Genomic DNA, 12,441 nt, shown 5'->3' with positions numbered 1-12,441 from the left:
CCGTAGCCGTTATGAAAACCTTTATCCGCCATCTGTTTGTTTTTGGTTGGCAGCAAAGCCTGGCCTGCCTGTTTCCGGTGCTGGTGTTTAGCATGCTGGCGCTATCTCACCTGTTTACCGGCGTGTTGCCCCGGTATGATTTTATGCTGATTGCCTGCATTACTATTCAACTGGTTATGTTTCGCCTGCACATAGAAACGGCTGATGAGTTGTTGGTAGTCTGCATTTTTCACCTGCTGGGTCTGCTGATGGAGTTGGAGAAAGTACACATCGGCTCATGGTCATACCCAGAGTTTGCTTACGCTAAAATTAGTGGTGTGCCCCTCTACAGCGGGTTTATGTATGCCAGCGTGGCCAGTTATTTGTGCCAGGCCTGGCGCAGGCTGGATGTCAGGATTGAGGGCTGGCCATCCGCCACGGCTGCACGTGTGCTCGGCGCACTCATTTACATTAATTTCTTTACCAATCATTTTATAACAGATCTGCGGTATTTTATTGCCGTGCCGATACTGTATTTCTTTCGCAAAGCCACCGTTTATTTCAGGCTGAAAGATTCTGTTTATCACATGCCGGTTATTCTTTCTTTTATGCTCATAGGCTTCTTTATCTGGCTGGCCGAGAATATTGCTACACGGTTAGGTGCCTGGAAATACGCCTATCAACACCATAACTGGACGGTGGTGAACTATCAGAAGATCAGCTCCTGGGATTTTCTGGTCATCGTGAGCTTTATCATCGTGGCCGAGCTGAAAATGCTTAAACAGTGCGATACGGCCCGACGTCCGGCGAAGGCTGCGCCTGTGAATACAAAGGCTATTGCACATCATCACGCGTAGCGGTATTTTAATATATTTGCGGCTGATGGCCATTCCACAACTACGCACCGTAACCGTAACCCGCTATGTAACGCCCCTGCGCGAAGGTGGCTCGTTGCCGGCAATTGCCGAGGCAGACGACGGTTTTTTATACGTGCTCAAATTTCGCGGAGCTGGTCAGGGGGTAAAAGCCTTGATTGCCGAGCTGATTGGCAGCGAGATTGCCCGCGCGCTGGGTTTCCGCGTGCCGGAGTTAGTTTTTGCTAATCTGGATACTGCTTTCGGCCGTACTGAGCCTGATGAGGAAATTCAGGATTTGCTGAAAGCCAGCGTGGGTTTGAACCTGGCACTGCATTACTTGTCAGGAGCTATCACTTATGATCAGGCCGTTACTAAGCCCGATGCCGAAACTGCTTCAAAGATAGTTTGGCTGGATGCGTTGATTACTAATGTTGATCGCACCGCCCGTAACACCAATATGTTGACCTGGCATCGTGAGTTGTGGCTGATAGATCATGGCGCATCGCTTTACTTTCATCACTCATGGCAGGATTGGGAAGAGCGTGCCCGCAGTCCGTTTGCTATGATTAAAGACCACGTGATGCTGGGTTATGCTACCGAGCTGGAAATGGTTGACGAACAGTTTAAAGCCATATTAACACCAGAAACCATCCGCAGCATTGTAGCCCTTGTGCCCGATGATTGGCTGCACTGGGATGGTAACGATGCCACTCCTGAAGAATTAAGAAACGTTTACGCACAGTTTTTGGAGACGAGGGTAGCCGCGTCTCAAATTTTTGTTCAACAAGCAAATGATGCCAGAGAGATACTTGTTTGAGTATGCCGTTGTGCGTATTGTACCCCGTGTAGAGCGCGAGGAGTTCATTAACGTGGGCGTTATTTTGTATTGTCCAAAGCGTAAGTTCCTCAGCTGCATGTCTACGCTTAACGAGCAGCGTTTAGGCTGCTTTACCACGGTGATTGATATTGACGAGATCAAACAACACCTGCACGCCTTCGGGCAGATATGCTGCGGCAGTAAAGATGGCGGCGCCATTGCCCGTTTGGATGATGCTTCCCGTTTCCGTTGGCTAACCGCAACCCGCAGCACGGTAGTGCAAAGCTCAAAGGTGCACCCTGGGTTGTGTGTTGACCCGCAAGAGACATTGGAGAAGTTGCACCGGGAGTTGGTGCTGTGATCGTAATTAGTCTATGTCATTCTGAGCGAATGCGAAAAATCTTTAAGGACAAGCAAATAGAATAGTCCTCAGAGATGCTTCGTTCCTCAGCATGACATGTTGGGGTGCTATTCCTATATTTACCTTCCCGAAAGCTTTGTCAGCCTTAACATTCGTTTTAAGGGCAGTTTTTTTAGCTGATTTTTCTCCAACCGCCACACCCAATTGTTTTTTACCGTTGCAGGGGTATTGATGCGGGCACGTTCGTCAAGCCCCAGCCAATCCTGGATAGGGATGATGCAGATGCGTGCCGCACTGTTCATTGCCATGCCAATCATTACTTTGTGGATGTTTTCGTCGTCAACTTTTAGGCCGGTGTATTTTTTTAGTCGCTTGCGGGTGGCCTTATCTGCATCTTGCCGGTACCAGCCAATGGTGGTATTGTTATCGTGCGTGCCGGTATAAACCAAATGATTTGCCGTATAATTATGCGGAATATAAGGCGAGTAAGGCAAATTATCACCGAAGGCAAATTGTAAAACCTTCATACCCGGCAGGTTAAACTCATCGCGCAGTTGATAAACAGCATCGTCAATATCGCCCAGATCTTCGGCTACAAAAGGTAGCTCGCCCAAATCTTTCTGAATGGCTTTAAACAAATCACTACCTGGTCCCGGTTGCCAGCTGCCGTTGATAGCGGTTTTCTCGCCAGCAGGTACAGCCCAATAGGCAGAAAATGCCCGGAAATGATCGATCCTAAGCAGATCATACAGCTCCATGTTTTTGCGAATGCGTTGCAGCCACCAATCATAACCGCGGGCTTTGAGCCTGTCCCAGCGGAAAACCGGCATACCCCATAATTGCCCGTTGGAGTTGAAGTAATCTGGCGGTACGCCGGCCATAAACTCCACTTTTCCTTCGTCATCTAAACTAAAAATATCGCGGTGCGCCCAAACGTCAACAGAATCATAGCTGACGTAGAATGGCAGATCACCAAACAGTTCAATACCCAGGCCGTTGCAATAGGTTTTAAGCCGATGCCATTGGCGGGCAAAGAGGAACTGAAGGAATTTGATTTGATGGATCTGATCGGCATGCTCGCCTGTAAACTTTTTCAGCGCTTTGGCATCGCGTAGTTTAAATGGCTCGGGCCACTCGTACCACGCATGTTGCTGGTAATGTTGTTTGAGTTGGGCATATAGGGCAAAGTCATCCAACCAATAGGCTTCTTGTTTGCAAAAATCATCAAACGATGACTGTAGATGTTGCGCACTGCCCGCTTTAAAATTCCGCCAGGCAATATCAAATAGCGAGCTTTTAAAGTTTTCTACCCAGGCATAATCTACCTGATAGCCATCGGCTTCTATTTTTAACAGATCAGCATTGATCAACTCATCATCAACCAACCCCTCCGGACTAATCAGCAGGATATTGCCACCCATGCCAGACCATGAGCTGTAAGGCGAATATAGCCCCTGCTCATTGAGCGGACCGAGTGGCAGCATCTGCCAGTATTTTTGATTTGTGCGATGTAACAGATCTGCAAAAGCGCGCGCGCCCGTACCCAGATCGCCAATGCCATAGGCCGATGGCAGCGAGGTAATATGCATCAGCATGCCGGCTGCTCGGCCATTATTGTTATGCTCTAATTTGAGCAGTGACAATGGCAATTGGTTAAATACCTTACTAATGGGTATGCCGCCCTTGCCGCTGGCTTTCTCGCCGGTTAGCAGGTTCTCAAAAGCTTCAGGTGCGCCCGGTGGCAGCAGGACTTTGGTATCGGCCCAATCAATTTTAAGCAGTGCTTTCTTTTGTTGTTTGGCCAGTACGCCCAGATTAAGCGGAATGATGCTGATATACCATGTATGCCGGTATTGTCGCGCAAAAGCCAGCACATGATTTTTATACATACCCTCAATTTGGAGAGACAGATAATCTCCCTCGGCAAATAACAACGTCTGGTTTTTTCTTTCAATGAAAAGCCGCTGGGTGAGCCATAGTTTGATCTGGCCATTGTACCGATCGTCCCAAAGTTGTTGGAGACGCATGCTCTTAAGCTGTTCTGCTAATTGATCTCTTAACGGATAATCAACCGGGCGGCGGTTATCAGGGTCAACCAAACTCAAATCCCATAATTCACAGCCCTCATAAACATCGGGCACGCCGGGGCAGGTGAATTTTAGCAACACTTGGGCCAACGAGTTGATGATGCCGAAATCGGCCACTTGGTTTAGCAGCTTTTCAAAAGCAGGCCATGTTGGGCCTTGTTGATCAATTACGGATAGGGCCAGCTTAATGGCGGCTTGTTCGTAGGCTTCGTTTGGCTGCTCCCAGTCAGAGTGTTGCTTGCCTTCGCGCAGGGCTTTTTGCAAGTAGTTTGTTAGGCGTTGTGGCAGATCATCTGCCGGTTGGCCGGGCATAGGGTGGATGCCGATGAGTGTTTGATAAATAAAATATTCATCGCTGGCATCGGGCGTGTTATTCTGCTTCAGGCTGCGGTTTTGCTTTTGCCAGCTGCGTACGGTTTTCAGCCAATCATCGGGCATGGCCGTCAAGGCATTTAGTCGTGCACGTACGCCTTCACCGCGTTTGGTATCGTGGGTAGAGGTGCCGTTTAGAGCCAGTGGCCAGTGCTTTTGCCGGTCCAGCATCAACTGATGAAATTCATCGGCCGTTAGGCCAAAAGCATCGGGCGAATCGCCTACTTCATTATGTCCCACAAAACGGGCATCGGTGTACATCAGTGTATCCTCTACGCCTTTGGCCATCAGCGGACCGCTAAACTGCATACAGCGCTGGTAAAATTCGGCAGCTTTTCCGGGATGATCAGTCTTTTTGATAAACAGGTCAGACAACACGTCGGCGGCTTTGCTCAGTTCGGGTTTTTGCTGACTGATTTGTTTGAACAGGTCTTTTATGGCCGCTTTTTCTTCGCCTTTTAGTGGTAATGAGCTGCCGTAATAACGATATACCGGGCATTTAATAAGCAGCTCTGCCAGGCATTGTTTCAGTTCGGTATTGGTTAGCTTTTGATCATTTACCAGGCCCGATTTTAGTAGTAGATTCAGCAAGTTTTCCAACTCGCCAGCCATGTGCTGGGTGAGGATGAGGCGTTTCTTTTCCTCTATCTGATTTTGTGTTGGCGTATAGTTATGCGTCAGTCCATGATAAAACGTGGTAAACTGGTTTTCTGCGTCGTAATTGGTGAGCAGATTATTAACCGCAGCCAGAAAATCATAGCCGGTGCTGCCTTGGATAGGCCAGTTGGTTGGTAACTCCTCGCCTTGTTCTAATATCTTTTCGGTGATGATGTAAACAGCTGGTCCGCAAAGTTTGCGCAGGCGTTCCAGGTATTGGGTTGGGTTGTATAGGCCGTCAATATGATCTACGCGCAGGCCCTGAAAAATGCCTTCTTTAATCAGCGAGGCGATGAACTGATGGAAATGATCAAATACCTGCTGATGCTGAATGTTGAGACAGATCAAACCGTTTACCGTAAAAAAGCGGCGGTAATTGATATGCGCATCACTTTCCTTCCAGCTGCAGGGGCGGTAATACTGCTGATTAACTAGCTCCGTAAGGAAATCCTTATCCTGACTGATTTTTTTTAACGCAGATGCAAAGTTTTTCTGCGTCAATTCATTTTTAAGAACTTCAGCTAACTGGCTTTTTATATTCTTAGCCGACTCATTATAAAGATCTGTTTCGGTTTGTTTTTCTGCGTCGTTGATGCTGTTTATCAGCTGTTTCCAAACGTCTCCCTTTAGTTTAATAGTCTCAATAACGGTTTTATAGCTCGATAGCTGCAATGGCCAAAAATGATCAGCGTATTTTAGTACCAGCCGGTTTGATTGATAGGCGATTTGTTTTTGTCCCTGTTCAATTACGTCTGTCAAATCATTACCCAGAAATGGCGCCATGATGGCTCCCAGATACAGATCACTGCTAAAGCCGGTATCAAAATAATCCTTATAAGCCGAGCGTGGCCCTTTTTCCAGCAAATCCATTAGCCAGGCATTATCAGGGTGATAGGCCATGTGGTTGGGCACAATATCCTGCAACCAGGATATGCCTTTGGATTTTAATGTTTTGCTGATGCGACGTAGTTGTGCTAATGTGCCAATCTCGGGGTTAATCTGCAGCGGATCGGTACCGTCATACCCATGCGTGCTTCCCGGTGCGGATTTGAATATGGGGGAGGCATAAATAGTGCTTACCCCCAGCTTTTCAAGGTAGGGGATGATGTTTTCAAAATGATTAAAGTTGAAATCTTTATGGAACTGTATGCGGTAGGTGTCCTTTGGATTAAACATTTTTCAATTGCTGTAGATGACGATAGATTGCGGCCCGATGCTTAAGGTTTGGTTTTGTGGCTGCGCCGATGCTGTTGGTCCGCCAAATTGTGCATCGGCAGAATCTAATTTTACCTGCCATTGTGCATCTGCAGGTAATTGTATTTGTTGTAATTGGTCTGAAAAATTCATGGCGCAGCAAACTTTTTCATTGCCATGCCAGCGTTGCAGCAGGAGGGTTTTATTATCCTCGCTGAAGGTGACTTTTAGTTTTTCTCGGTTAAGTATATGCAAGGTAGTCAGTTTCTTACGTAAGTAAATAAGTTTTTGATAATACTTAAACATTACCGCTGAATGGGCGCTGTTTAACTCATCCCAGCTCAATTTAGAACGGTTAAAAGTGCCTTCAGATTGTGGATCCGGGGTTTCACCTTCGGCGTGGAAAGCAGTAAATTCAGCTTTACGGCCTTTGCGCACGGCCTCCACCAACGCTGGCTCGGTATGACTTACAAAGTACTGAAATGGGGTTTGCGCGGCCCATTCTTCGCCCATAAACAGCAGGGGCACAAAAGGGGCAACCAGCACGGCACCTGCCATTAGTTTTTGCATTTCAAAACTAAATAGCTGGCTGCTCCGCTCGCCCAGCATTCTGTTGCCTACTTGGTCATGGTTTTGGGAAAAGACCACAAACTGTCGCCCCGGAAAACCTGCCGCGCTGCTGCCGAAATACCGTTTGCGTGTGGGCGAAAATTGGCCATCATACACATAAGCATCCTCATAAGCTTTAGCTAAATGCGCTATACCATTAAAATCTTCATAATATCCATTCCTGTCGCCGCCGGCGGTTACACGCAATGCATGATGAAATTCATCGATCCACTGGGCATCCATGCCGTAGCCGTGGTTGTCCAGTGTGTCAATAAAGCGATTGTCGTTCAGGTCAACCTCGGTAATAAGGTAATGCGTGCGATCGGTCTCCGGCATCAACTCATTCGCCCGCTGTTTCATTTCACGTAGCAGATGCGTCGGACTAAAATCTTTTATAGCGTGTACCGCATCCAGCCTAAGGGCATCGATATGAAAATCACGGAACCACATCAGCGCGTTCTCTATAAAATAGTTGCGCACGGCATCGCACCAGGTATCGTCAAAATTGAGTGCGGGGCCCCAGGGGGTGCAATATTTCGAGGTAAAATAGGGGCCGTACTCGCCAAAGTAATTCCCTTCGGGGCCTAAGTGGTTGTACACCACATCCAGTATCACGGCAAGCCCGTGGTTGTGGCAGGTGTTTACCAGTTGCATCAAGCCTTCGGCACCGCCATAACTATTTTGTACGGCGAAGGGATAGACGCCATCATATCCCCAGTTGCGCCCGCCAGGGAATTGGGCCACGGGCATAAGCTCAATAGCGGTTATGCCCAATTGTAATAAATGGTCCAGATGCTCCTCAATCCCTTTGAAAGTACCATCGGTGCTAAACGTTCCGGTGTGTAGCTCGTAAATCAGATAATCATCCAGTGGTGGATTTTGCCAGTTACCATCAGTCCAATTAAATTGTTTTAGGTCGATGGTTTGAGAGTGGCCATGCACGCCATCGGGTTGACTAAGCGATGCGGGATCGGGCAGCTCTTTGTCATTATCCAGCATAAACTTATAGCAACCGCCAGGTTTGATTGCGGTTGTGGTTAGCTCCCAGTAGCCAAAGTCTACGCCATTTAATGCAATCTTTTTATGATCGTTAAGTAGTATTATCTCAACTTTTTGTGCAGATGGTGACCATAGCACAACCTCGGCCTTTCCATCTGCATTAAATCTAACTCCCGGCGTTCTCCTTTGCATGGTTTTACTTTTTAGGTAAAGGTTGATGTAAAACCACTACCGAACGGCCCTGTACGCAGATAGACTCCTTTTGATCCAGCAGGTGGTCTTCGGTCTCATCTTCGGCAGTGTCAATCACTTTCATCCAGCCTTTGCCGCGGATTTTTTCGGGGAAAGTATACTCCAAAGCTTCATGATAGGCGTTAAAGATGAGATAGAAGTTATCGTCTTCAATCTGATGACCTTCTGGGTCTAATTGATGTATGCCTTTGCCGTTCAGGAACACGCCGAGCGATTTGGCATAGTCATGGTTCCAGTTCTCGTCGCTCATCTCGGTGCCTTCAGGCAAAAACCAGGCAATGTCTTCCAATCCTTTGCCTTTAATGGGCAAGCCCTGGAACCACTTTCTTCTACGGAAGGCGGGATGCTCTTTCATAAAATGAATGAGCTTGCGGGTAAACTTGAGCAAGCTTTGATCCGCATCTTTCCAGTTGAGCCATGAGATCTCGTTATCCTGGCAGTAGGCATTGTTGTTCCCGTTTTGTGTGCGGCCAAACTCATCGCCAGCTACCAGCATGGGCACGCCTTGCGAGAGGAACAGTGTGGTTAACAGGTTGCGTTTTTGTTGCTCGCGTAGTTGGTTGATGGCTTCGTCATCCGTTGGGCCTTCAACGCCGCAGTTCCATGAGCGGTTATGGCTTTCGCCGTCGCGGTTGTCTTCGCCGTTCGCTTCGTTATGTTTATCATTGTAAGATACCAGGTCGTTCAACGTAAAGCCGTCGTGCGCGGTAATGAAGTTGATGCTGGCAGTTGGTCGGCGGTAATCATCCTGGTATAAATCAGGGCTACCGGTAAAGCGCTGTGCAAACTCGCCCAACATGCTATCGGCCCCGCGCCAGTAATCGCGGATACAATCGCGGAATTTTCCGTTCCACTCTGCCCAGCCCGAAGGGAACTTACCTACCTGGTAGCCGCCTTCGCCCACGTCCCAGGGCTCGGCAATCAGTTTTACTTGCGAGATCACCGGGTCCTGATGAATAATATCAAAAAAGGCACTCAGTCGATTCACCTCATGTAATTCGCGGGCCAGGGTTGCGGCCAGATCAAAACGAAAGCCGTCTACGTGCATGTCTAAGATCCAGTAGCGCAGGCTGTCCATAATATAGCGCAGCACGTTTGGCAGGTTGGCGTTGAGCGTGTTACCGGTGCCGGTATAGTCCATATAATGGCGCATATCGCCCTCAACCAACCGGTAATAGCAAAAATTATCTACACCTTTAAAACTAAGTGTTGGGCCCATCTCGTTGCCTTCGCCGGTATGGTTGTATACTACGTCAAGTATCACCTCAATACCAGCTTTGTGCAGGTCTTTTACCATTTGTTTAAACTCGGTTACCTGACCGCCCTCAACACCGCTGGATGAATAGCGAACATCGGGCGCAAAAAAGCCGATGGTATTGTAGCCCCAGTAATTGTAAAGCCCTTTTTCCAGCAAGTGGCGGTCATTTACAAATTGGTGTACAGGCATCAGCTCTATGGCCGTAATGCCCAGGTCTTTCAAATATTGAATAGTAACGGGATGCCCAATGGCCGCGTAACTGCCACGGATTTCTTCCGGGATATCCGGATGTTGCTTGGTAAAACCCCGCACATGTGCTTCGTAAATGATAGACTGATGGTAGGGTAGGTACTGCGGTTCATCGCCCTCCCAATCAAACTCGTTATCAATTACTACTGATTTTGGGATGAATGGCGCACTATCGGTCTCGCTGAAACTCAGATCGGCTTGCGGATCACCAACAATGTAGCCAAACATGGCATCGTTCCAGTTGATGCTGCCGGCAATGGCCTTTGCATAGGGGTCAATCAGCAACTTGTTGGGATTATGCCGGTGACCGTTCTCGGGTTCATAAGGCCCATGCACGCGGAAGCCGTACAGTTGCCCGGGCTTGCAATCGGGTAAATAGCAATGCCAGATCTGGTGCGAACGCTCGGTTACGTTAATCTTTTGCGATTCTTGCTTAGCGTCTTTATTGTCAAACAGACAAAGTTCAACGCCGGTGGCGTTATCTGCAAATATGGCAAAGTTAACACCCTCGCCGTCCCATGTGGCTCCTAAAGGGTATGGTTTGCCTGGATAGGTAGTAGTTTCCATGCCCTTAAAAGGAGTTTTATAGCTAAAATGTTTGTCTGAACTGGGATTTATAGGATTTTTGGGATGAACAGGATGCTTTAAAAATGATGAGGCTTTATTGATGATGATTTATTTAACAGTAGAATTTTTATAAGAAAATATTAAACGATAACCTATCCGCTCATTATATCCTGTCCATCCCAAAAATCCTATAAATCCGGGTTCAGACAACAAATTCTATTTCCTGTTGTTAGCTATACATCTATGGCAAAACACCTCTATCAAACAGGTTTGGTGGGCAATTGTGCTTACCTGGCCCATGTAAACAAGAACACTAATATCGACTGGCTGTGCTGGCCCGATTTTGACAGTTCATTCGTTTTCGGCGGATTATTGGATAAAGAGAAAGGCGGTGAGTTTTCTATTCTCCCTGATGACGAGAGCTATGAGTCAAACCAATATTACCTGGAAAACACCAATGTTATCCGTACCGAGATTACTTATCGGAAAGGCAAATATCGGGTAACCGACTTTGCGCCACGCTTTTATAAATACAACAGGTACTTTAAGCCTTTGATGCTGATCCGTAAGATTGAGCCATTGGAGGGCGCTCCCCGCGTGCGGGTGCGTTGTAAACCCGTTTATGACTATGGTAAAACCCCCATGCAAGCATTGCGTGGCAGTAACCATATAGAGTTTATCGGCGCCGATGAACGCATGCAGCTGACCAGTAACATCCCCATCAGTTACATGTACGAGGATCAGCATTTCTCCCTTAACGAAACCAAATACCTGGTGCTTACCTATGGCAATGTGCTGGAAGCCCCGCTGGCGCCCACCAGCGAGGAGTTTTTGCGAGAAACTATAGAGTACTGGCGCCTGTGGATCAAGCATTCATCCATAGCCGGTTTCTATCAGCACTATGTAATTCGCTCGGCGTTGGTTTTAAAAATTCACCAGTTTGAAGATACAGGGGCTATCATCGCCGCCAGTACCACCAGTTTGCCCGAGTTTATAGGTAGTGGCCGTAACTGGGATTACCGTTATTGCTGGTTGCGCGATACTTACTATGTGCTCACCTCGCTTAATCACATCGGGCATTTTGAGGAGATGGAGCGGTATTTCAATTACATTACCGATATCTCATTTTCGGCCAATCCGGATAGTTTCCGGTATCAGCCATTATACAGTATAACCGGTAAACGTTTTTTGGTGGAAGAAACGCTGGACTATCTGAGCGGCTACCAGGGCAGTGGTCCTGTACGTATTGGTAATCAGGCTTATGAGCACATTCAGAACGATATTTACGGGCAGGTGCTCATCTCGTTGCTGCCGCTTTACACCGATCATCGCTTTGTATTTAGCGAGCGTAAGGATTCAGACCGGTGGATAAAATCGGTGTTGGATAAAATTGAACGCACCATTGATGAGCGCGATGCCGGCATCTGGGAGTTTCGTAACATGGCCAACGTGCACTGTTATAGCAACCTGTTTCAATGGGCAGGTTGTAATGCAGCATTGAAAATGGCGCTTACCATTGGCAATAAAGAACTGGAAGACCGCGCCAATGGCCTGATGGCCCGTGCAGCCGCACACATTGAAAGTTGTTGGGATCCTGAGCGGAAGGTTTATACCCACGCAGCGGGCAGTCCGCACCTGGATGCCAGTACGTTGCAGTTGATTATGATGAACTACATCGATCCCGCCTCACAAAAAGCGCGCGATCACCTGGCTGCGTTGGAGGCGGAGTTGAAGACCCCTAACGGTTTATTTTACCGCTATCTGCATAAAGATGACTTTGGCAAGCCAGAGACCACTTTCTTGATCTGCGCCTTCTGGTATGTAGAAGCCCTGGCCTGCGTTGGCCGTATGGATGATGCTATCCGCGAGTTTGAAAAACTACTGCAATACTGTAATCACCTGCTGCTTTTTAGCGAAGATGTGGATGAGAACGACGGTAGCCAGTGGGGTAACTTCCCGCAAGCCTATAGCCACGTAGGTTTAATGAATGCGGCTTACCGGATTGCTATTAAGTTGGACAGGCCGGTGTTTTTGTAAACCCCTCCCAACCCTCCCCGAAGGGGAGGGCTTTAACCGGGTGGCAAGGCTTTCGATTTGTTCGATCTGCGGATTTCGACAGGCATTTATAAAGATCTTTGCATACAAGAAAGCTCAGCATGTTCCCGATGGACTCTTTTAAAGAG

General features: G+C 47.8%; 7 protein-coding genes. 4 read left to right on the top strand and 3 right to left on the bottom strand.

The genetic code is table 11. The annotated features are described in order from the left end of the window. The first annotated feature begins 11 nt into the window (after positions 1 to 11). Genes ABZR88_RS11830 through ABZR88_RS11820 form a run of 3 tightly spaced genes read left to right on the top strand, consistent with a single transcriptional unit; the run spans position 12 to position 2,014 of the window. Positions 12 to 836 (top strand): DUF817 domain-containing protein, encoded by an 825-nt coding sequence (locus ABZR88_RS11830; RefSeq protein ID WP_107830495.1) that lies wholly within the window; start codon positions 12 to 14, stop codon positions 834 to 836. A gap of 25 nt (positions 837 to 861) precedes the next feature. Beyond that, positions 862 to 1,653: a HipA family kinase gene (locus ABZR88_RS11825; protein WP_107830493.1), complete on the top strand. Its 792-nt coding sequence runs from the start codon at positions 862 to 864 to the stop codon at positions 1,651 to 1,653. Further along, entirely contained in the window at positions 1,628 to 2,014 is a 387-nt protein-coding gene (locus ABZR88_RS11820) for a DUF3037 domain-containing protein (protein WP_342748751.1), read from the top strand. The genes ABZR88_RS11825 and ABZR88_RS11820 overlap by 26 nt, the downstream gene beginning before the upstream one ends. Positions 2,015 to 2,133: 119 nt before the next feature. On the opposite strand, the gene treY is transcribed toward ABZR88_RS11820, so the two are convergent. From treY to glgX, 3 genes are read right to left on the bottom strand one after another with little or no spacing between them, the layout of a single operon-like run. After that, positions 2,134 to 6,306, bottom strand: coding sequence for a malto-oligosyltrehalose synthase (gene treY / locus ABZR88_RS11815; RefSeq protein ID WP_107830491.1), 4,173 nt, complete (start codon positions 6,304 to 6,306; stop codon positions 2,134 to 2,136). Between the two features lie 3 nt (positions 6,307 to 6,309). Beyond that, positions 6,310 to 8,124 (bottom strand): malto-oligosyltrehalose trehalohydrolase, encoded by a 1,815-nt coding sequence (gene treZ, locus ABZR88_RS11810; protein WP_107830489.1) that lies wholly within the window; start codon positions 8,122 to 8,124, stop codon positions 6,310 to 6,312. 4 nt (positions 8,125 to 8,128) lie between these two features. Next, positions 8,129 to 10,258, bottom strand: a complete 2,130-nt coding sequence (gene glgX, locus ABZR88_RS11805; protein WP_107830487.1) for a glycogen debranching protein GlgX — start codon at positions 10,256 to 10,258, stop codon at positions 8,129 to 8,131. A 243-nt stretch (positions 10,259 to 10,501) separates the two neighbouring features. Here glgX and ABZR88_RS11800 point away from each other — a divergent pair, with 243 nt between their 5' ends. Beyond that, positions 10,502 to 12,295 carry a glycoside hydrolase family 15 protein gene (locus ABZR88_RS11800; RefSeq protein WP_107830485.1) on the top strand — a complete coding sequence of 598 codons (1,794 nt, stop codon included), beginning with the start codon at positions 10,502 to 10,504 and terminating at the stop codon, positions 12,293 to 12,295. Positions 12,296 to 12,441: the final 146 nt, after the last annotated feature.

Source organism: Mucilaginibacter yixingensis, from assembly GCF_041080815.1.
GTDB classification, from domain to species: domain Bacteria; phylum Bacteroidota; class Bacteroidia; order Sphingobacteriales; family Sphingobacteriaceae; genus Mucilaginibacter; species Mucilaginibacter yixingensis.
Note: the sequence above shows the minus strand (reverse complement) of the source record. Positions and strands in the feature narration are given on the sequence as shown.